This is a genomic window from Streptomyces sp. NPDC048191 (assembly GCF_040652655.1).
Lineage (GTDB): Bacteria > Actinomycetota > Actinomycetes > Streptomycetales > Streptomycetaceae > Streptomyces.
Map to the genome: position 1 here is coordinate 112326 of NZ_JBEZMO010000004.1, position 20276 is coordinate 132601.

At 74.5% G+C, this 20276-nt stretch carries 20 protein-coding genes; 10 read left to right on the top strand and 10 right to left on the bottom strand.

The features are described 5' to 3' along the window. Nucleotides 1-82 precede the first annotated feature (82 nt). A complete protein-coding gene (locus AB0D93_RS09095) occupies nucleotides 83-1339 on the bottom strand; it encodes an MFS transporter (RefSeq protein WP_362115448.1) in 1257 nt (418 codons plus the stop codon). 309 nt (nucleotides 1340-1648) lie between these two features. Between AB0D93_RS09095 and AB0D93_RS09100 the strand changes: the two genes are divergently transcribed. After that, on the top strand, nucleotides 1649-2650 hold the full coding sequence (locus AB0D93_RS09100) for a LacI family DNA-binding transcriptional regulator (protein WP_362115451.1): 1002 nt from the start codon (nucleotides 1649-1651) through the stop codon (nucleotides 2648-2650). 112 nt (nucleotides 2651-2762) lie between these two features. On the opposite strand, the gene AB0D93_RS09105 is transcribed toward AB0D93_RS09100, so the two are convergent. After that, nucleotides 2763-3698, bottom strand: coding sequence for an alpha/beta hydrolase (locus AB0D93_RS09105; RefSeq protein WP_362115454.1), 936 nt, complete (start codon nucleotides 3696-3698; stop codon nucleotides 2763-2765). Nucleotides 3699-4157: 459 nt separating this feature from the next. On the opposite strand from AB0D93_RS09105, the gene AB0D93_RS09110 reads away from it, so the two are divergent. Next, complete coding sequence (locus AB0D93_RS09110) at nucleotides 4158-4661, top strand: molybdenum cofactor biosysynthesis protein (RefSeq protein WP_362115457.1); 504 nt, start codon at nucleotides 4158-4160, stop codon at nucleotides 4659-4661. 113 nt (nucleotides 4662-4774) lie between these two features. Here AB0D93_RS09110 and AB0D93_RS09115 read toward each other — a convergent pair whose 3' ends face one another. From AB0D93_RS09115 to AB0D93_RS09125, 3 genes are all read right to left on the bottom strand, one after another. After that, nucleotides 4775-5626: a helix-turn-helix transcriptional regulator gene (locus AB0D93_RS09115; RefSeq protein ID WP_362115460.1), complete on the bottom strand. Its 852-nt coding sequence runs from the start codon at nucleotides 5624-5626 to the stop codon at nucleotides 4775-4777. Nucleotides 5627-5787: 161 nt separating this feature from the next. Continuing rightward, nucleotides 5788-6990 (bottom strand): aromatic acid exporter family protein, encoded by a 1203-nt coding sequence (locus tag AB0D93_RS09120; protein WP_362115463.1) that lies wholly within the window; start codon nucleotides 6988-6990, stop codon nucleotides 5788-5790. A 185-nt stretch (nucleotides 6991-7175) separates the two neighbouring features. Further along, entirely contained in the window at nucleotides 7176-8333 is a 1158-nt protein-coding gene (locus AB0D93_RS09125) for an FAD-dependent monooxygenase (protein ID WP_362115466.1), read from the bottom strand. A gap of 104 nt (nucleotides 8334-8437) precedes the next feature. Here AB0D93_RS09125 and AB0D93_RS09130 point away from each other — a divergent pair, with 104 nt between their 5' ends. Continuing rightward, nucleotides 8438-8995 (top strand): TetR family transcriptional regulator C-terminal domain-containing protein, encoded by a 558-nt coding sequence (locus tag AB0D93_RS09130; RefSeq protein WP_362115469.1) that lies wholly within the window; start codon nucleotides 8438-8440, stop codon nucleotides 8993-8995. Between the two features lie 31 nt (nucleotides 8996-9026). On the opposite strand, the gene AB0D93_RS09135 is transcribed toward AB0D93_RS09130, so the two are convergent. Beyond that, nucleotides 9027-10055, bottom strand: coding sequence for an AI-2E family transporter (locus AB0D93_RS09135; RefSeq protein ID WP_362116251.1), 1029 nt, complete (start codon nucleotides 10053-10055; stop codon nucleotides 9027-9029). 243 nt (nucleotides 10056-10298) lie between these two features. Further along, on the bottom strand, nucleotides 10299-11000 hold the full coding sequence (locus AB0D93_RS09140) for a nitroreductase (protein WP_362115472.1): 702 nt from the start codon (nucleotides 10998-11000) through the stop codon (nucleotides 10299-10301). Between the two features lie 214 nt (nucleotides 11001-11214). On the opposite strand from AB0D93_RS09140, the gene AB0D93_RS09145 reads away from it, so the two are divergent. Then, the gene (locus AB0D93_RS09145) at nucleotides 11215-11364 is read left to right on the top strand and encodes a hypothetical protein (protein ID WP_362115475.1); all 150 of its coding nucleotides are present in this window, start codon (nucleotides 11215-11217) and stop codon (nucleotides 11362-11364) included. Here AB0D93_RS09145 and AB0D93_RS09150 read toward each other — a convergent pair. Further along, entirely contained in the window at nucleotides 11358-11723 is a 366-nt protein-coding gene (locus tag AB0D93_RS09150; RefSeq protein ID WP_362115478.1) for an ANTAR domain-containing protein, read from the bottom strand. The genes AB0D93_RS09145 and AB0D93_RS09150 overlap by 7 nt on opposite strands. A 152-nt stretch (nucleotides 11724-11875) precedes the next feature. Continuing rightward, complete coding sequence (locus AB0D93_RS09155; protein ID WP_362115481.1) at nucleotides 11876-12319, bottom strand: DUF2267 domain-containing protein; 444 nt, start codon at nucleotides 12317-12319, stop codon at nucleotides 11876-11878. Between the two features lie 247 nt (nucleotides 12320-12566). On the opposite strand from AB0D93_RS09155, the gene AB0D93_RS09160 reads away from it, so the two are divergent. After that, nucleotides 12567-13304, top strand: a complete 738-nt coding sequence (locus AB0D93_RS09160; protein WP_362115484.1) for an MgtC/SapB family protein — start codon at nucleotides 12567-12569, stop codon at nucleotides 13302-13304. Between the two features lie 27 nt (nucleotides 13305-13331). On the opposite strand, the gene AB0D93_RS09165 is transcribed toward AB0D93_RS09160, so the two are convergent. Next, nucleotides 13332-13823 carry a DUF1360 domain-containing protein gene (locus AB0D93_RS09165; protein WP_362115487.1) on the bottom strand — a complete coding sequence of 164 codons (492 nt, stop codon included), beginning with the start codon at nucleotides 13821-13823 and terminating at the stop codon, nucleotides 13332-13334. A gap of 230 nt (nucleotides 13824-14053) precedes the next feature. Here AB0D93_RS09165 and AB0D93_RS09170 point away from each other — a divergent pair, with 230 nt between their 5' ends. From AB0D93_RS09170 to hypF, 5 genes are all read left to right on the top strand, one after another. After that, nucleotides 14054-14584 carry a hypothetical protein gene (locus AB0D93_RS09170; protein WP_362115490.1) on the top strand — a complete coding sequence of 177 codons (531 nt, stop codon included), beginning with the start codon at nucleotides 14054-14056 and terminating at the stop codon, nucleotides 14582-14584. Nucleotides 14585-14862: 278 nt separating this feature from the next. After that, the gene (locus AB0D93_RS09175) at nucleotides 14863-16572 is read left to right on the top strand and encodes an enoyl-CoA hydratase-related protein (RefSeq protein ID WP_362115493.1); all 1710 of its coding nucleotides are present in this window, start codon (nucleotides 14863-14865) and stop codon (nucleotides 16570-16572) included. Then, the gene (locus AB0D93_RS09180) at nucleotides 16569-17135 is read left to right on the top strand and encodes a hydrogenase maturation protease (protein ID WP_362115496.1); all 567 of its coding nucleotides are present in this window, start codon (nucleotides 16569-16571) and stop codon (nucleotides 17133-17135) included. The genes AB0D93_RS09175 and AB0D93_RS09180 overlap by 4 nt, the downstream gene beginning before the upstream one ends. A gap of 73 nt (nucleotides 17136-17208) precedes the next feature. Then, nucleotides 17209-17931: a hydrogenase nickel incorporation protein HypB gene (gene hypB / locus AB0D93_RS09185; protein ID WP_362115499.1), complete on the top strand. Its 723-nt coding sequence runs from the start codon at nucleotides 17209-17211 to the stop codon at nucleotides 17929-17931. Further along, nucleotides 17928-20273 (top strand): carbamoyltransferase HypF, encoded by a 2346-nt coding sequence (gene hypF, locus AB0D93_RS09190; protein ID WP_362115502.1) that lies wholly within the window; start codon nucleotides 17928-17930, stop codon nucleotides 20271-20273. Before hypB ends, hypF begins: the two co-directional genes overlap by 4 nt. The last annotated feature ends 3 nt before the right edge of the window (nucleotides 20274-20276 follow it).

A 20276-nucleotide genomic window follows, 5' to 3' on the forward strand; every position in this document is an offset into this window, starting at 1 on the left:
AGCAGGGCGGCCGGCGGGAGGAGGGGTCCGCGAGGCACGGGAACTCCTGGAAGAGAGAGGCGGAAGAAGCAGTGACGGGGGCTCAGCGCACCCCGCGGATGGGCAGGATGGCGAGGGCGCCGAGCAGGGACAGCGCGCCGCCGAAGAGGAACAGCGGGGTGTAGCCGCCGAGCGCGGTGACCACGGCGGAGGCCACGAACGGCGCGACGATCTGGGGGCCGGCGTTGGCGATGTTCAGCACACCCAGATCGCGTGCGGCGTCCTCGGCACGGGGGAGTACGAGCGTGACGACGGCGGTGTCCACGGCCATGAAGCAGCCGAACGCCAGCCCGTTGAGCGTGCTGAAGACGAGCATGCCCGGCCAGGTCGGCGCGATCACCGGCACCGCCATGACGGCACCGGCGAGCGCCGCCGAGACGCCGACGAAGACCTTGCGCCGGTTCCAGCGGTCCGACAGCAGGCCGCCGACCAGCGTGGAGACGGCCATCGCCGCCATCGACACCGGGGTGAGAACCGCCATGGCACCGGCCGCGCCGAGCCCCTTCGGCAGCGAGATGTGGTCGTCGAGGATGTAGAGCTGGTAGCCGACCACGGAGAAGTAGCCCAGGACCATCAGGGCCCGGCCGATGAAGGCCCAGCGGAAGTCGCGGCTGTGCAGCGCGGACAGGAAGGCCGCCGCGCGCCGGCGCCAGGGCAGTGCCGGTGCCGGGGCGGCGTCCCGTTCCCGCGCGAGGTCCCGGCACAGTGCCGTCAGCAGCACCGCCGCCGCTGCCGCGACGAGCCCCAACGCCAGGTAGCCGACGGAGAGATGACCCGCGGTTCTGGAGGCGATGAGGACGCCCAGCGTGCCGCCCACCGGCAGGGCCAGCCCCACCAGGGCGGAGGCCGTGCCCCGGCGGGCCGGCGGGATCCGGTCGGGCACGATGGCGGTGACGGCGGCCTGGTAGACGTTCATGGTCGCCTGGACCAGGCACCAGCCGATGCCCACCAGCAGGGCCGTGCGCACGCTGCCCAGGAAGGCGAGACCGGCCAGCGAGGCGAGCGCTCCGCCGAGCACCCAGGGATTCCGGCGTCCCGAACGGTCGGAGAGCGCGCCGGCGAGCGGATTGCAGGCGGTCGCGAACACCGAGCTGACCCCGGCGATCAGGCCCAGCAGCGCCACCTTGTGGTGCGGGTCGATCGCGGCGACCTGGGTGGGCAGCAGCACGGACCCCACCCCCATGTACACCGCGTACATCGACGCGTTGGCGACGAGCAGCAGCGTCATCAGTCCGCGCTGCGGGGACCCGGGCGCGGCCTGCGCGGTGGCAGGCCGGAGATCGTCGGTCGGCAGGGGCATGGCGACTCCTGGGAGGAAGAGGAGGAGGAAGAGGGGAAGGGGAAGGGGTGAGCCGGGTGGGGGCACGGCGTCGGGGAGAGCGATCCGCGGTTTCCGGATCGGTGACGGCACGGGTCACTTACACGAGTAACCAAGTCGGTGGCTCTTTGTGTAGCACCCGGCTGCCGGGGTTGAACAGGGGGTCTGCTACAGGGAAGGGGCTTCGTTGCTGACTCGTGTCATCACGGCCTGCACCCGCTCGCGACGCCCGTGTACTTGACGCGTGTAACGTGAGACCTGCGGGGATGGCCCGGGGAGCGGAAGGGGACCATGGCGAGGAAAGCGGCCGCGGCCGTCACCAGTGCCGATGTCGCTCGGCTGGCGGGCGTCTCGCGGGCCACCGTCTCCTTCGTGCTGAACAACACCCAGGCGCACCGCGTGAGCGAGGCGACCCGAGCGAAGGTTCTCGCCGCCGCCGACACCCTCGGCTATGTGCCGCACGCGGCCGCCCGCTCCCTGCGGGCGGGACGCAACAACCTGGTGCTGATCCCGGCCGCCGTGTCCGCCATCGGCCGCCTGGTCAGCGGTTGGACGGACGACCTGCACACGGAGCTGGAGCGGTACGGCTACACGGCCGTCCTGCACGCCGGCCGGTTCACCGACCCCGGCTCCGCGGCCCGCGCCTGGGCCGAGCTGCGCCCGGGCGCGGTCCTCGCCCTGGACGGTACGAGCCTCGACGCGGCCGGCGCGGATGTGCTCCGGAGAGCCGGAGTCCAGGCGCTCATGGCCTTCGCGCCCGGTCCGGTCGAAGGGGTCTGCACGGTCGTCTTCGACGATCAGCGGGTGGGCGCGCTCGCGGTCGACCACCTCGTCGCACAGGGTCGGCGGCACATCGGTGTCGTCATGCCCCGCGAGCGCGGCCTGTCCGCCTTCGCCGAGCCCCGCCTGGCCGGCGCGCGGAGCGTGGCCGCCCGGACGACGGCCACGGTGACACCGGTGGAGCTGGAGTACACGCGCGCGTCCGCCGCCGAGCTGGCGAACGGCTGGGCGGAACGTGGTCTGGACGGCGTCTTCGCCTACAACGACGAGTACGCGGCGCTGCTGCTGGCCGTGCTGCGGGACGCGGGCGTCGCCGTGCCGGATGACGTCGCCGTCGTCGGCTGCGACGACCTGGTCACGGCGGCCCTGCAGCGCCCCGCGCTCACGACGATCCGGCTGGACGCACCCTCCGCCGCCCAGGTCGCCGCGGCACTGCACACCCTGATGGAGACAGGCACCGCGCCCCCGCTGCCCGGGGTGGAACCCGTCCTCGTACGCCGGGAGTCCGCCTGACGCCTTCCGCCGACGGCAGCCCTCGGCGGCGCGGGGAACGACGGAACCGGCTCCGAACGGTCCGCGACAGGGGTGGTGTCCGGCCCTGCGGTTCCGTTGCGGGTGCTCGGGGTCAGGCGCTCAGGTGCTTCCGCAGGAACTCCACGCTGTGCGCCACGATCGCGGGTACCTCCGCGGAGCCGAGGAAGATGTGGTCGGCCCCCTCGACGGGCCGCAGTGTGACGTCACCGCCCGCGTCGGTGAGCACCCGGGCCAGCGCCTCGCTCTGGCTGTAGGGGACGACCCGGTCCTCGCGGCCGTGGATCAGCAGGAAGGGGGGCGCGCCGCCGTCCGCCGCGTAGGTCACGGGGCTGGCGACGCGTGCCCGCGCCGGGCGTTCGGCCTCCGGGCCGCCGAGCAGTGTGTCGATCGGGTTCGGGTACGGCGGCTCGCCGGGCAGGGGCGGCATGGGCTGACCGAGGATCGCTTCGATGTCGGACACGCCGTACCAGTCGACGACGGCCAGCACCCCGCTGTCCTCCTCCCGTACGCCCTCCGCCCCTTCGAGGCCGGTGCCGTGGACGTCCGCGCGCACCAGGCCGGCCATCGCGGCGAGGTGACCGCCGGCCGACTCGCCCCAGACGCCGATCCGTTCACCGTCGATGCCGAGGGCGGCGGCGTGGCGCCGTACGTACCGGATGGCCGCCTTGACGTCGTGCAGCTGGGCGGGGAACGGCGCTTCGAGGCTGTGCCGGTAGTCGATGCCGACCAGGGCAAGGCCCGCGCCGAGCACGGCTCCGTGCAGCAGCTCCGCGGGCACGGTCGGCGGCGGATAGCGCCGGTCGCCCTCCAGCCAGCCGCCGCCGTGGATCCAGACGACGGCCGGTACGGGTCCGTCGGCGGGCGGTACGTGAACGTCCAGCAGACGCGGCCGGTATCCCGGCGAAGTGGCGTAGCTCAGCCCGTGGAAGCGACGCACCCCGTCGGTGCCGGTGACGGCGGGGGTGGGGGCGCGGAACGGGGGCGGCGGCCAGCCCGTGTCGGTCTGGGTGGGCGCTGTTGCGGTCATGGCAGGGCCTTCCGTCGTCGGCCGGGGGGTGTTCCGGCGGCCCGAGGCCGTCGGCGCAGCGAGATGTTACACGTGTAACCACCGCCTGGCGAGGGTCTCCCCGGCGAGGCGCGGCGCCGTGTCGGACCGTACGGAGGTCCCGCACCGGCGCGAGTCCCGGCGCACGACGTCGTCACGCATCACGTCCCCGCCGACGTCCGGGGTGCAGGACCGCCCCCGCCCCGAAGCCCGCACCACGCCAGCCCCGCGCCACAGGACCGCACCTCCGGCCATGCCCCACGCCCTCGAACGCACCGCCTACGCCGACACCGCGCGCACCTTCGGCTGTCCGGGGGCCGCACGGGCTGAAGGTCACGAATGTCGGCCTCGCCATCGCCGACGACAACGTCTTCGGGTACGCCACCCGGAGCACCCCCGTCCCTTCTACGCCCTGGTCTCACGCCCACGTAGGCTCGTCGTGTGCTCCACGTCGACATCCTTCAGCTGCTCGTCTCCCCGGTGCACCGGCTCGCGGGCCGGCCGGGCGACGGAATGCCGGAGCTGCCGCCCGGCGAACTGGTGGAGACGGCGGAGGTGCGTGACGGGCTGGGGCTGGTCGGTGACCGGTACTTCAACCGGCCCGCCCACCGCAACGCCTCGATCACCCTGATGGCCGTAGAGCGGCTTCCGCAACAGGGGCCGCACCCGGCGGACCTGCTGCGCACCCGGCGCAATGTCCTGCTGCGGGGGGTCGACATCGACGCCTATGCCGGCGCGACCGTCTTCCTCGACTGCGGCACAGGCCCGGTGGAACTGGCGGTGCGCAGCGCGGCCCGCCCCTGCGCCTGGATGGACACCACCCTCGGGCCGGGTGCGCAGCGCGCGCTGCGTGGTGGCGGGGGAGTGCGCTGCCGGCCACTGACCGACGGCACCCTCTCCGTGGGCCCCGCCCTCTTCGGCGTACGGGAGCCGGGAGCCGCGTAGGCGCTCGGCATGCGGTTCGGCCGCGATGCGGAGGGTTCCGTCATCGCCAGGCGCCCCGCACCGCCCCCTGGTCGCGAAACGGCCGCCGACGGGTCGCGCTGTCCCGCCCGGGCTCACCGGGTTCCGGTGTCGGCCTCGGACGTACGGTCTGCCCCGGTGGCCGTCGGCGACACGAGCGACTCGAGTGCGCGGGCCGTCCGCGAACCCGGCTCGGCGTGGTAGATCGCGAGGATCTGGCCACCGGAGTCGCTGATCGGCAGTTTCTCCCGGCGCAGTTCGAGCATGCCGAGCCGCGGGTGACGCAGTCGCATCGATCCTCCGGCCAGCGCGGTGACGTCGTGCCGGGCCCACAGCCGCCGGAACGTGTCGCTGGCCAACGACAATTCGCCGACCAGCTGCACGATGCGCGGATCGTCCACGTCGCTCCCCACGGACGCGCGGAACCCGGCGACCATGCCTCTGACCGCCTGGTCCCAGTCCGGGTAGAGCTCTTTCTCGATGGGGTCGAGAAAGAGCGAGCGCAGCCGGTTCACTCCGGGCCGGATGTTGGGTGACACGGCGGTGGCCAGCCGGTTCGCGACGAGTACGTCGAACATCCGGCTCTCCACGAACGCCGGAAGGTTGATCGCGTCGAGCAGTTGCCGGATTCCGGCCGGTACCGCCTCGCGGCGCCGCCGCGGCGACGCCGGGCGGGCGGTGGACAGGCTCAGCAGGTGCTCGGTGGCGGCCGTGTCCAGCCGGAACACCCGTGCCAGGGCCTCCAGGACCTGAGGGGACGGATTGCGGTCGCGGCCCTGCTCCAGGCGGAGGTAGTAGTCGGCGCTGATCCCGGCCAGGGTGGCGACCTCCTCACGGCGCAGCCCGGGGGTACGGCGTACGCCCACGACGGTCAGCCCCGCGTCCGCCGGATCGGTCAGCTCACGGCGCGCCCGAAGGTACTCCCCGAGTGCGTTCGGCCTGCTCATGTCCACGATCCTAGGAGCCCGGCGACCTCCTTGCCTGGTCCTGTCACCCCCAGGATGTGCGGGTGGGCGGAGCGGCGCCGGGGCAAGTGTGCACGGGAGGACCTCTCTGACGGGGGCGCCCCCGGCGTCCGGCCCGCCGGCCGGAAAAGCCGGTGGCCAGGTCAGGTACCCGACACGACCAGCTGATCGGCCAGCCGGTGCGCCTGGGCGAGCAGCGCGCCGTAGGTGGCGACCTCGTCGGGGTCGTCCCTGGTGGAACGGACCAGGTCCCGGCGCAGCTCGTCCAGCGTCGCGCGCAACCGCGCCACCGCCGCGCGCAGCTCGTCGTCGCGGTCGCCGCCGAACCGGCTGTGGCTGTAGAGCCGTAGCGCGTGCGCGGTACGGCGCAGGAACTCGGCGTACCGGCGGGCGAGTTCGGGATACGGCCGGGGTGCCGCGCGGCCCTCGGTGGCGGCCTCCAGCACCGTGCGGGTCACGCCCGCCGTGTGCACGGCCGCGTAGTCCAGCACCATGACCGCGTCGTCGTAGCCCTCGCCGGGCGGTGGCACGGCACCGGTGCGGTGGCGGCGCAGGTTTCCGCGCAGGCTCTCCCGGCTCCACTCGGCGGAGGAGCGGGCCTGCTCCACCAGCCGGTGCAGCCGCAGGGCCCGCTCGTGCCAGGCACCGGCCTCCTCGGCGTCCCATCGTCCCCCGGCCAGCCCCTCCGCCACGGCCCGGAGGATGTCGTGGGCCTCCTCGGTCGCGTCCTTCAGCACGGCCCGGCTGTCCCGCACGTACAGCGGCGGCCTGACCAGCGCGTTGACGGTGATGCCGACCGCGGCTCCGAACAGGGCCTCGGTGAGCCGGGCAGCGGAGGTGGCCACCGTGACGGCACCGTTGGTCAGGACGAACAGGGCACCGGTGGCCGCGTAGATCCCCTGGCTGCCCAGCCGCCGCCACTGGCCGAGCAGCATCGCGAGGGGCAGGACGACGGCCATCGCGGCCACCGTGTGGTGCAGCGGCAGCGCGACCGCGGTGGCCACGACCGTGCCGGCCGCGATGGCCGCGAGCTGCTGGAGCCCGTGCGCGATCGACCGGTACACCGTCGACTCCACCAGCACCACCGCCACCCAAGGCGCCACGAACGCCACCGGCGCGTGCAGCCACCAGCCCGCCACCGCCCAGGCCACCCACGCGGCCAGCGCCGCCTTCACCGCCTGTACGGCCAGGTCACGCTCCCGGCACGGCCCCGCCCAGGCCCGCGCCGCGCTGTGCGCCGCGGCCGTCACCTCGTGCCACAGGGCCCGCCCCGTCACCCGTACCCCACGTACGGCGCCCCGGGTGCCACCGCGGTCACCGCCCCACACCGTCCACCGGTCTCGCATACCGTCCCGGGTGACCAGCGCCGCGTGCCCTACGCGTCGCCCGGCCGGGAGCGGTGCCCGAACGGGCCGAACGGGCGGCGGCGGCAAGCGGCCGAGGCGGCGCACGCGTGCTCGGCACATGGGGAGTCGGCACACTCCTGACCTGGCCGGAGCCGGGAGTCGCCGAGAAGCTCCCGGCGGGCCCGTCAGTCCAGGCTCGGCGCCGTCCAGTCCGCGTGCCGCAGGATCGCCCGGACCGTCACCCGGGACGGGGCGAGCCGCAGTGCGGTGTTGCGCAGGGCGACGGCCAGCGGATGGGACAGCTGCTGTCCCATCCGGCCCGCCTGCCGGGCGGCGCGGGCGACGGCCTGGGAGCGCGGGCGGCGCTCGGCGTCGTAGCGGGCGAGGGCCGTCGTGACCGAGGGCTGCGAGGCGAGGGCGGCGGCCAGCGTGACCGCGTCCTCCAGGGCCTGGCAGGCGCCCTGGCCGAGGTGGGGCGTCATGGCGTGCGCCGCGTCGCCGAGGAGCACCACCCGGCCCGCGACGAACGACCGCAGGGGCGTGGCCAGTTCGTGGATGTCGTGGTGGAGTACGTCCTCGGGCCGGGTCGCGTCCAGGAGCGCGGGGACCGGATCGTGCCAGTCGGCGAAGCGCCGGCGCAGCATGCCGAGCGGGTCGGCGTGGCGGACGCCGGCCGGCGCGTTGAGCACCGCGTGCCACTCGGCCCGGCCGTCACCGAAGGCGATGTGCCCGAACTCCGCACCCCGGCCCCAGGTCAGCTCGAAGTCGCTGCACAGCTCCAGCGGGCGTTCGGTGACCGCCCGCAGCACGGTCGAGCCGGCGTAGACCGGGCCGGGATGGCCGGGGAACAGCAGTGAGCGCAGCCGGCTGCCCACGCCGTCGGCCGCGACGACCAGGTCGGCGTCCAGCACCTCGTCCCCGGCCGGCACGCCGACCCGGTCGGCGGCCGAGCGGTCCAGGGCGGACACGGTGACGCCGACGAGCAGGCACTCGGGCGGCAGGGCGTCGCGCAGCAGGCGGTGCAGCACCGTGCGCCGGATGCCGACGATCGGCGTGCCCAGCGCGCGTTCGAGGGCGGCGCCGTCCATCCGCGCCAGCCGGCGGCCGCCGGGGGTGCGGGTGCCGCCGGTGTACTGGGGGCGGGCCGCCGCGCGTACGTCCGCTCCGACGCCGAGGGCGTCCAGGGCGCGCAGCCCGTTGGCGTGCAGGGAGATGCCCGCGCCCGCGTCGGCCAACGTGGCGGCCCGCTCCACGACCCGTACGTCCCAGCCGATCCGGCGCAGGCCGATCGCCGCCGCCAGACCGCCGATGCCGCCTCCGACCACCACCGCCGTGCCACCCATGCCCGGTCCCCCTTCACCGTCGGTTCTCGTCCGACTTCTACAGCTGTAGAAGACCGTACAACGGGCTCTCTACGGCTGTAGAAACGGGGGTGTAGAAAGAAGGCGTGTCCACAGATCGACGTACTCTCCTGGCGGACGCGGCCATCGCCGTGCTCGCCGACGCCGGCATGCGGGGGCTGACGCATCGCGCCGTGGACCGGGAGGCGCGGCTGCCTGCCGGCACCACGTCCGCGTACTACCGCACCCGGCAGTCCCTGCTCACCGCGCTGGTCCGGCGCCTGGTGGCGCTCGACCAGGCCGAGCTGCGGGAGCTCGGTGCGCGGGCGCCGATGCCGCTGACGGCCGGCGAACTGGTCGGCGGGATCGTGGAGTTGGCGCGCGTACGGCTCGACGGGGAGGGCCGGACGCGCTCCCTCGCGCGGTACGCGTGTGCCGTGGAGAGCGCACGCCATCCCGAACTGCGCGAGATCCTGGTGCCGCGCGACAACCCGGCGCGCCAGGCGGTCTGCGCCTTCCTCGCCGCGCAGGGCGTGACGGACCCGGAGGAACGTACGGTGACGCTGCTGACCTGTGTGGACGGCCTCGTCTTCGACCGGCTGGTGAACGGCGGCGGCGTGCGGGAGGAGGAGGTCCGCGGGCTCGTCGCGGCGGCCCTGCGCTGAGCGGTACGACGGCGGAGCCGCGTTCCTCCCTTCACGGCGGCACCGCGCGCAGTGCCCGCAGCACCGCCCACACCACCGAGACCAGCGGGACGGCCACCACGGCACCGATCACCCCCGCGATGATGCTGCCGGCGATCACCGACACCGCGACGACGAGCGGATGCAGCCGCACCGCCCAGCTCATCACCAGCGGATGCAGCACATGACCCTCCAACTGGCCGATCACGACGATCAGCGCCAGCACCGCCAGGGCGGTGAACGGCCCGCGCCCGGCCAGCGCGACGACCGTGGCGACGGCGAGCGCGACCGGTGAGCCCACCAGTGGCACGAACGCGGCGAAGAACTCCAGCAGTGTCAGCGGCAGCGCGAGCGGCACCCGCAGCACGAGCAGCGCGATGCCGACCAGCACGGCGTTGGTGCCGGCCACGATGATGATGCCGCGTGTGTACCCGGCGAAGGCGTGCCAGGCCGCCCGGCCCGCCCGGTCCCCCGCCGGACGGGCACCGCTGGGCAGCAGCTGGTCGCGCATCCAGGCCCACAGACGCTCCCCGGAGTGGATGAAGAACACCGAGGCGAACAGCGCCAGCGCGCCCCCGGTGACCAGCTCGACCACCTGGCCCAGCCCGCTGACGGCACGGCTGAGCAGGCTGGCCCGGTGCGCGGTCAGGTAGTGCGTCACCTGGCTCTCCAGCTGCGACAGCCGGCCGGGGCTCAGCCGGAACGGCGGTCGCTGCAGCCACTCCTCGATTCGGAGCACCCCGCCCCGGAACTCGCCCGCCAGCCGGCCCGACTCACCCACCACGGCGTTGCCCACCAGCGCGAGCAGGGCCAGCAGGAACAGGATGCTGCCCACCAGTGTCACGGCCACGCAGAGCGGCCGCGGCAGAGCGCGGTCGAGCAGGTCGGTCAGCGGGCGCAGCACGGAGGTGATGATCAGTGCGAGGAAGAGGGACACGGCGATGAGCTGGAAACTGCCGAGGACGCTGAAGACCCCGTAGACGACGATCCCGACGAGGATGAGCCGCCAGGCGTAGGCCGCCCCGACCCGCAGCCACGGCATCGTCCGCTCGGCCACCGGCAGCGGCTCGGACCGGGGCGCGGCCGGGAGCCGTACGGAGTACGACGGCCGGCTGCCCAGCACCGGGCCCCGGCGGCGCCGGTCGCCCGGCCCCGCCGTCCGCCGACGCCCATGGCCCACCACCGATCCCGGCCCCTCTCCTTCGCATGTGGTCACGGTCGGTCACACGTACAGAACCGTAAGCGCACGCTGCGGCACGCGCTCGCCATGGACGCCGGGAGCGGCCTACGACGAGCCGGGCCGGGCGGGCCGGTCACCCGCGCCGTCGTCGAGGAACGTGACGGTCTCCCCGAGCGGTGCCCGGTCGATGCGGGCGTACGGTGCCGACGGATCCGCGAAGCCGACCGACACACCGGCGAACAGGACCAGTTCCTCCGGCGGCGACACCACCTCCGCGACCGTCCGGTGGTACACCGACCACGCCATCTGCGCGCAGCTGTGCAGGCCCTCGGCGCGCACCAGCAGCATCACCGTCTGCAGGTACATGCCGAGGTCGGCCCACTGCGCCGCGCCCATGTCGCGGTCGATGTAGCACAGCAGGAGACAAGGGGCGCCGAAACAGCGCCAGTTCGCGTCCACGGCCGCCCGGCGGGCCTCCGTGTCCCCGCGCCGGATCCCGAGCGCGCCGAAACGCTGGGCGGCCGCCGCCGACCGCCGCTCCCGGTAGGGCGGCTTCGGGTCCGGCGGATACATCCTGTACTGCCGTTCGTCCCCCGGGTCACCGGCCGCGCACCGCTCGGCCGTGCGCTTCTTCAGCTCGGCCAGCCGGGCGCCGCCGAGCACGTAGAGGTGCCACGGCTGGAGATTGCCGCCCGACGGTGAGCGCGCGGCGGCGGCCAGGACCCGCTCCAGTGCGGCCCGTGGGACCGGCTGGTCCGTGAAGGCCCGCACCGCCCGCCGGCTCACGACAGCGCCGTACACATCCATGCGGCACACCCTCCCGACCGGTTTCCGTCTTCCACCGCACTGACGGAAGCCGGACCGCGGATGTGACCGCGGCCGCCTCACCGGTGCCACCTGCGCGCCCGCGCACCGGATGCCGCCTCGGCGGCCGGTGCTCACAGGACTTTCACACACGTCGGGGGTGCTCGGGCCCGGTCGGGGCACCCGGGAGTCACTGTCGGCAGGAAGGGGTCTGCCAGTGATCACCGTCGCCGCCCTGCTGCTCCCGGTCCTCAGCATGCTGCTGTACGGCCTGGACCAGGTCGAGGACCGATGGATCCTGCGGCCCCCGTCGTCCCGCCCGGCCAGGCCTCGCCGGCACCGGCGCATGCGGTGGGGACGTCACTGAGCCGTCGGGGCTTCGTCCGGGTCGTCGCAGCGCCGGTAGCGCGTGATCGCCCTGGCGAGCTCGACCCGTTCCGGTTCGGGGAGCGCCCCGCCCTGGGCGTAGTCCAGGATGTGCTCGGCCACCGTCCGCAGCTTGGTGTTGGTTCGCTGGGAGACGTCCCGCAGCGCCCGCCAGGCCTCTTCCGGGGCGATCCGTCCGAGGACGACCACGGCTCCGATGGCCTGGTCGATCACCGCGTGCGAGGAGACGGCATGCCTCAGCTGCTCGTTCTCGTACGTCAGCCGGTCGTACTCGGAGGCGAGCTGGGTCGCGGAGAGCAGGACCAGCGGCTGGTGCCGGGACAGGGCGAAGAAGGCCATGACACACCTCTACGGGGCGGGGGGCGGCACTCTGCGTCTGCCCTCGGAGGGCGCTTGCACACCGATTGAACCAATGAATGCCCGGTTCCGTCACGCCGCAGGGGCGTGCCGTGCGGTCCGCACATCCGTTCGTCCAAGGCGCTGCGGCGGTGTCAGCCCTTCCGGCCCGGGCGGGTGGTGCTCTCGGCCGCCCGGCCCACCGGCAGCAGGTCACGGATGTCCGAGGGCAGCGCGTCGGCCATCCGCTCGGTCAGCTCCGGGGCGAGCGCCGCGTCGAGCACCTCCATCACGGCGGCGGCATCCCGCAGGGCCGTGTTCTCGTCGGTGCCCGCCCGGTCGGCGATGCGTCCGGCGAAGACGGTCAGCCCGAACCGCTCGACCGGCACACCGGAGTCGGCACCGGGCGACGCGTCGGCCGCCTCCCGCATCGCCGCCCCCATGTCGGGCGGCAGCTGGGCGGCCACGTGCCGGGCCAGCCCTGACGGCAGCCGCTCCGAGAGCGTGCTCACGACGGCGTGCGCGGCGCGTTCGGCCGAACCCCGGTCCGGCAGTTGGGCCAGCGCCTGCACCTTTCCGATCATCTCGTCGTGCCGCATGAGGCCGGTTCCTTCCTCACGAAGTCCTGACGGTGCGCTCCGTCCCTCGCGGCGGGCGACGCACGAGCCCCGGCCCCGACGGCGGCGCCGTCATCGGCATCGCCCTGCGTCTCCCGCGGTCCCGGCCGAGTACCCGGCGCCGCGGCCGGTACGCGGACCGCGGGAGTCGCGGCCCCGTCGCGGGGTAGGCGTGAGCGGCGGACCATCGAACCAGCCGGACGACGGCGCAGCGACATGTGAGGTGTGCATGGCGGGAGCGGGGCTGGCGGCACCGTTGTGGGACGTCCACAACGGCCAGGGGCTGCGGCAGCTGGCCGAGCTGGGGCTCGCGCTGCTGCTGTCCAGCCTGATCGGCTGGGAGCGGGCGGCACAGCAGAAGAGCGCCGGACTGCGTACGCACACGCTGGTCGGCATCGCCAGTGCGCTGATGATGGAGGTGTCCCAGCACGGGTTCACCGCGGTGCTCGGGCTGCAGAACGTCTCCTTCGACCCCTCCCGTGTGGCGGCGCAGATCGTGTCCGGCATCGGCTTCATCGGCGGCGGTCTGATCTTCGTGCGCCGGGACGCCGTACGGGGCCTGACGACGGCCGCCACCATCTGGCTGACCTGTGCGGTCGGCATGGCCTGCGGGGGAGGACTGCCCGTCCTCGCGCTGGCGGTGACCGCCCTGCACTTCCTGGTGGTGCGGGGCTACCCGCTCCTCACCTCCCGGCTGATCCCCGGCACGGCGGCCGCCACCTTCGAGGCGCGCCTGACCTACCGGACCGGTGTGGCCCTGCTGCCCCGCCTGATGGAGACCTGCACCGGGCGCGGATTCCGGATCGTGCAGGTCAAAGTCGAACGGCTGCCCGGCCGCGCGGACGACGCGGCCCGGGTGCTGCTGGAGCTGGAGGGCACCGAGGACCCGACGGGGCTGGCGTCGGAGCTGTTCCAGGACGCGGGCGTGCTCGACGTCGAGGTGAGCGCCGCCTCGGACGACGAATAGCGGCGGGCACGGCCACGCCCCGCTCGCTCAGCTCTCGGCCGTCTGCTGCGTCCACGTCCAGGCGTACTGCAGCCAGTCCGCGACCGTCACCGCTCCGAGGCCCCCGCAGACGAGGCGGGTGAGCCGGGGGGCCGCCGCGTAGGAGCACATCAGGGTGCCGGCGGCCCAGGCGGAGATGCAGAACGGACAGGACAGCAGGTCGCCGCCGGCGCGCCGGATCCCATGGCCCCGCGGTTCGTCGATGACCTCGTTCGCCTCGCCCTCGTCCGCCCGGCGGGTGAACGGCGCTCGCAGAAAGCTCGTGATCCTGTCCCGGGCCAGCAGCCTGGACGCCTTGTACGTCCCCGCGCCCAGCAGGACGACGTCCCACGGCGGCACCTGCTGCGGCAGCCGGACACCCCGGCGGCGTGCCACCGCCGCGTAGGCCCCGGCGCCCGCCGCGAAGACGGAGGCGAGGACGGCGTACCCGGCGAGCGGAACATCGCCCTCGTCCTCGTACCGCACGACGTCCGGCGTCATGCCCTCACCTCCGTGCACGTGCTGCCGTGGACTGCGACGAGTTCCCCGGGCCGAGGGGGTGACACGCGGCCGACGGGCTCCCGGGTCACGGGACGGCCGTGGGCCGCAAGGACGGGCCGGCGTGGGCGATGCCACATATGACCTGGTTCGCACCCCCTCCCGGCATGGCCGGCGCCGGGCTACCGTTGCGTCGAGCCCCTGTTCCCCTTCGCATCTCGGACGGCCCGGCTGTGCTCCCTGATCTGACCTCCCTCATCGCCGCGACGGCGCGCTGGCTCACGGTCGCCTATCCGGCCAGCGGCGGCGCGCTGGCCTCCGCCCTGTGCGAGGCGCAGGCCCGGCAGGCCGTGACCGCCGCCGCGTGGCTGCGCTATCCGACCGAGATCGACGCGGCCCTGGTCACGATGGCCGGCCCCGGCGGCGCCGCCCGTCTGGACTGGATCACCGGTGCCGAGCGGACCGACGAGGACGGACCGGAGGGGGACCACGCCTGGCGGACCTGGGTGGACGAGGTCGTGGCCAGCTGGGCGGCCGGCCTGCTCACCGACCCTGAGCTCGCCGCACAGGCCGTCGCCGCCCTCGCCGAGGGCGAGCACTCCTCGGGCGCACCGGCCGAGTTCCGGCGCCTGCTCACCCCCGACGACGGTGACCGGCGCGCCGCGGCGCTGCTGCGCCACCCCGACCTCCTCGCCCCGGTGGCCGAGCTCCACCTGGACGAGCTGCTGGACCGGCTCGGACCGGGCCGCGCCCTCGCCGCCTGAGCCTCCGATCCGCCGGGCCGGCCCCGGTGCCGTAGGCCGTCGCGGCTCGAACCGCCACTGCTCGCCCACGAGTTGACGACCACACCGCCCTGGCGCGCCGTGCCCTGCCGGAGCACGCCGGGACACGAGCCGGGCGCGCGATCCGGGGTCGAGCCCGCCGCGATCCCCGGCGGGCCCCGCGCGATGCGGTCCGGATGGCGGAAGAGGTCCGGCGGAAGCGGCCGAAACGCCGCAGAGGTTCTTCCCGGCACGCCGGCAAAGGACGACGATGCCGTGTCATGGACATTTTGCTCGTCGCCAGCGCGTTCAACAGCCTCACCCAGCGGGCCTACGCCGAACTGACGGACCACGGGCACCGGGTGGACGTCGTCCTCGCCTCACACGGCGTCGACCCGGTACGGGCCGCCGTGCGCGAGCTGCGGCCGGAGCTCGTCATCGCACCGATGCTCAGGACCGCCCTGCCCGAGGACGTGTGGCGCGACCGCACCTGTCTGATCGTGCATCCGGGGCCGCCCGGTGACCGGGGCCCCTCCTCCCTGGACTGGGCGATCGCCGACGGGGCGGCGGAGTGGGGCGTGACGGTCCTGCAGGCCGAGGCGGCGATGGACGCCGGCCCGGTCTGGGCGGCGGAGCCGTTCCCCGTGCCGCCCGTCGGCAAGAGCGACCTGTACCGCAACGAGGCCTCCGACGCGGCCGTCACCGCCGTTCTCACCGCCGTACGGCGCTACGCCGAAGGGTCCTTCAAGCCCCGCCCGCAGACGGACGACTCGATCGACGTGGTGTGGCGCGACGCCTTCCGGCAGGAACGGCGGCGCGTCGACTGGGACCGGGACGACACCGAGACAGTCCTGCGCAAACTGCGCGGCGCCGACTCCCAGCCCGGCGTCCTGGACGAACTCCTCGGCCGCGAGGTGTTCCTGCACGGCGGGCATGCCGAGGACCGGCTGCGCGGCCGCCCCGGTGAGCTCCTCGCCCGGCGCGCCGGCGCCGTGTGCCGGGCCACCCGCGACGGCGCGGTCTGGATCCCCGAGCTCCGCCCGCGCAGGAACTCCGGCGACCCCGCGCCCTTCCGCCGTCCGGCCGCCTCCGTCGTCGCCGCCTGGGAACCCTCCCTCGGACTCCCGGAGGCCCCCGTCCCGCTGAACCTGCCGCCCGACCGACGCACCTGGACCGACATCCGCTACCGGCAGCGCGGCGACGTCGGCTTCCTCGGCTTCTCCTTCCCGGGCGGCGCGATGAGCACCGACCAGTGCCACCGGCTGCTCGCCGCCTACCGGCACGCGCTCTCGCACCCCACCCGCGTCCTCGTGCTCGGCGGGGACCGTGACTTCTTCTCCAACGGCATCCACCTGAACGTCATCGAGGCGGCCCCCAACCCGGCCGAGGAGTCGTGGGCCAACCTGAACGCCATGGACGACCTGGTCGAGGCGGTGCTGCACACCACGGACCGCCTGGTCGTGGCCGCGCTCGCCGGCAACGCGGCGGCCGGCGGCGCCATGTTCGCCCTCGCCGCCGACGAAGTGTGGTGCCGCACCGGTGTCGTCCTCAATCCGCACTACCGGCGCATGGGCCTGTACGGCTCGGAGTTCTGGACGTACACCCTGCCGCGCCGCGTCGGAGCGGACCACGCCGACCGGCTGACCACGCAGGCCCTGCCCGTCAGCGCCGCGTCCGCCGAGCGGCTGGGGCTCGTGGACCGGCTCGTACCGGCGGCGCCCGGCGGTTTCCCCGCGGAGGTCGAGCGGCTCGCGGCCGCTCTCGCCGCCGATCCGGGCCTGGACGGGCGGATCGCGCACAAGACCGTCACCCGCCTCGCGGACGAACGCGAACGCCCCCTCGCCGCCTACCGCGAGGCCGAACTGGCCCGTATGCACGCCCTGTTCTTCGACCCGCGGGCTCCCTACCACGCCCTGCGCTCGGAGTTCGTGCGCAAGACACCGTCCGGCACGCCCCGGCCGCTCGACCCGCCCACCGGAGACGTCCGTTGACGCCGCGCCTCCTCGTGGCGGGCGTCGGCAACATCTTCCTCGCCGACGACGCCTTCGGCCCCGAGGTGATCCGGGCCCTCGGCGACCGCCCCCTGCCGCCCGAGGTACGGGTGCGCGACTACGGCATCCGCGGCATGGACCTCGCCTACGACCTGCTCGACGGGTACGACACCGCCGTCCTGGTCGACACCGCCCGACGCGGTCACGCCCCCGGCACCCTGTCCCTGATCGAGGCCGAACCGCCCGACGGCACGGTCGTACCCGAGGCCCACGGAATGGACCCGGCGAAGGTGCTGGCCCTGGCGACACACCTCGGCGACGAGCCACTGCCCCGCGTCCTGGTCCTGGCCTGCGAGCCCGAGCTGCTGCCGTCCGGCGACGAGGACCTCCTCCCGGGGCTCACCGCACCGGTCCGGGAAGCCGTCGCCCCGGCCGTGGACGCCCTGCACACCCTGATCCCGGCCCTGCTCGCCGACCCCGACGCGCCCGCACCCCCGTTGGGCCGCCCGATGGAATCCGGGCCCCCGCCCCCGGCTGCGCTGCCCGGCACGGCGGCCGGCTGAGCGGAAGATCGGTGGAGCCCGGGCCGCACGGACGTGGCCCTGGCTCCACCGCCGCACCCAAGGAGCAGCGCCCATGTGCCGGTCCGACGTCAAGCAGGCCGTCCTCGCGAAGAACGACGACCTGGCCGCGGATCTGCGCGGCGACCTCGCCCGGCAGGGGGTGACCGTCGTCAACCTGCTGTCCAGTCCCGGCAGCGGCAAGACCGAACTCCTCGGCCGCGTCCTCGCCCGCGCGGTGCAGCGGGGCGTTCCGGTGGCCGCGCTGACCGCCGACCTGGCCACCGAGAACGACGCCGTCCGGCTGGCCCGGTCCGGCGCCCCCGTCCAGCAGCTGCTCACCGACGGACTGTGCCACCTGGAGGCCCGCCAGGTCCGGGCCCGGCTGACCGGCTGGCTGCCGGCGGACACCTCCGTGCTCTTCGTCGAGAACGTCGGCAACCTCGTCTGCCCGGCCGCGTACGACCTCGGCGAGACCCTGCGGGTCGTGCTGATGGCGGTCACCGAGGGCGAGGACAAACCGCTGAAGTACCCGACCGCGTTCGGTTCCGCCCATCTGGTCGTGATCACCAAGACGGACCTCGCCGAACCGGCGGGCTTCGACGAGACCGCCTTCCGGACCAACGTGCACCGGGTCAACCCGGGCGTGGAGATCGTACGGTCCTGTGCCCGCACCGGATCCGGTGTCGGCACCCTCCTGGAGCGCGCCCTCACCGCCGGGGACGGCACCCTCCACCAACCACCCCTCGCCCCGCATCCCCACGGCCACCACCACACCGCCGGCACTCCCGCCGTATGACCGCCCCCGCCACCGGACTCGTGCGGCGCCGGCTCACCGTGCGGGGGACGGTGCAGGGAGTCGGCTTCCGCCCGTACGTGCACCGTCTCGCGGCCGGGCTTGGCCTGGCCGGCTTCGTCGGCAACAACGGCGACGGAGTGATCGTCGAGGTCGAGGGCCCGGCAGGTGAGGTCGCCCGGTTCTGCGCCGCGCTGGCCGAACAGCCGCCGCCCCTCGCCACCGTGAGCGGCATCACCGGCGAGGACCTGCCCGCCACCGGCGACACGAGCCCCTTCGTGATCCGCTCCACGGAGCGGGCCGGCGGCCGCACCCTGCTCCCGCCCGACACCGCGACCTGCCCCGACTGTCTGCGCGAACTGGCCGACCCGGGCGACCGCAGGCACCGGCACCCGTTCGTCACCTGCACCCACTGCGGCCCCCGCTTCACCATCGCCACCGGCATGCCGTACGACCGCGTGGCCACGACGATGGCCGGCTTCCCGATGTGCCCCTCCTGCGCCCGCGAGTACGGCGACCCCGCCGACCGGCGCTTCCACGCCCAGCCGGTCGCCTGCTCCGACTGCGGGCCACGGCTGACCCTGATCCCGGGCCTCGGCGGACTGCGCCCGGCCCGGGACGCGCACGCCCTCGCCACCGCCCGGGCGCTGCTGGCCGCCGGGCGGATCGTCGCCGTCAAGGGCGTCGGCGGCTACCACCTCGCCTGTGACGCCACCGACGACCGGGCCGTCGCCGCGCTGCGGGACCGCAAGGAACGCGGCGGCAAGGCCTTCGCGGTGATGTGCGCCGACCTCGCCACCGCCGAGCGGATCGCGGTCCTCTCCCCGGCCGAGCGGGCCGTGCTCACCAGCGCCCGCCGCCCCATCGTGCTGCTGCCGAGGCGCACACCGGCGGACGGCCTCCGCCTGGCCGACCAGGTCTGCCCGGGCAGCCCGCACGTGGGTGTGATGCTGCCCTACACCCCGGTCCACACGCTGCTGTTCGGGCTGCCCGGTGATCCGCCCGGCCCCCGGGTGCTCGTGATGACGAGCGGCAACCGCTCCGGTGAACCCATCGTCACCGACGACGCCGAGGCCCTGACCCGGCTCGCCCGACTGGCCGACGCCTGGCTCGCCCACGACCGGCCCATCGCCTCGCCGTGCGACGACTCCCTGCTGCGGGTACGCCCGGACGGCACCGAACAGGTCCTCAGACGGTCCCGTGGCTACGTTCCGCGCCCGCTGCGGCTCCCGGTTCCGGTGTCGCCCGTGCTCGCGGTCGGCGGCGACCTGAAGAACGCCCTGTGCCTGGGCGAGGGCGAGCACGCCTGGTTCGGGCCGCACATCGGTGACATGGGGGAGCTGGCCACGCTGGAGGCCGCCGAGCGCGCCGAGCAGCACCTGGCACGCCTGACCGGAGTCACCCCGGCCGTCGTCGCCGCCGACCGGCACCCCGGCTACCACTCCACCGGCTGGGCCCGGCGTCGCGCCGCACAACTGGCGGACGGCGCCCCGCGGCTGGTCCAGCACCACCACGCCCACATCGCCTCCACGATGGCCGAGCACGGCTTGGACGGCACCACTGCGGTGATCGGCGTCGCCTTCGACGGCACCGGATACGGCGACGACGGCACGGTGTGGGGCGGCGAGATCCTGCTCGCCGACTACTCCGGCTACCGGCGCTTCGCCCACCTCGTCCCCGCCCCGCTGCCCGGCGCGGACGCGGGCGTCGCCAACCCGTGCCGGCTGGCGCTGGCCAGGCTGTGGGCGGCGGGGCTGGACTGGGATCCGGATCTGCCGAGCGTACGGGCCTGTTCCGACGTCGAACGCGCCGTCCTGCGCCGGCAGCTGGACCGGCAGGTGGCGTGCGTCCCGACCTCCAGCATGGGCCGCCTGTTCGACGCGGTGTCGTCCCTGACCGGCGTGTGCCACCGGGCCGGATACGAGGCACAGGCCGCGATGGAACTGGAGGCGGTGGCGACGCGGGCGTGGGACGCGGACCGGGGGGCGTACCCCTTCGGGTTCGCCGGGCAGCGGGGCATTGACCCGGCGCCCACCCTGCGCGCACTTCTGGCGGACCTGCGGTGCGGCACCCCCGCACCGGTCCTCGCGGCCCGTTTCCACCGCGGTGTCGCCCGGGCCGTCGCCGAGATCTGTCACCGCGCCCGCGCGGACACCGGCCTGGCCACCGTCGCCCTCACCGGAGGCGTCTTCGCCAACGGCCTGCTGGAGGAGGAGTGCGCCGCGCTGCTGGGCACGGCCGGATTCACGGTCCTGCGGCACCGCGAAGTCCCCCCGAACGACGGAGGGCTGGCGCTCGGCCAGCTCATGGTCGCGGGAACAGCGAACAACCACGAGACGGAGTGACCC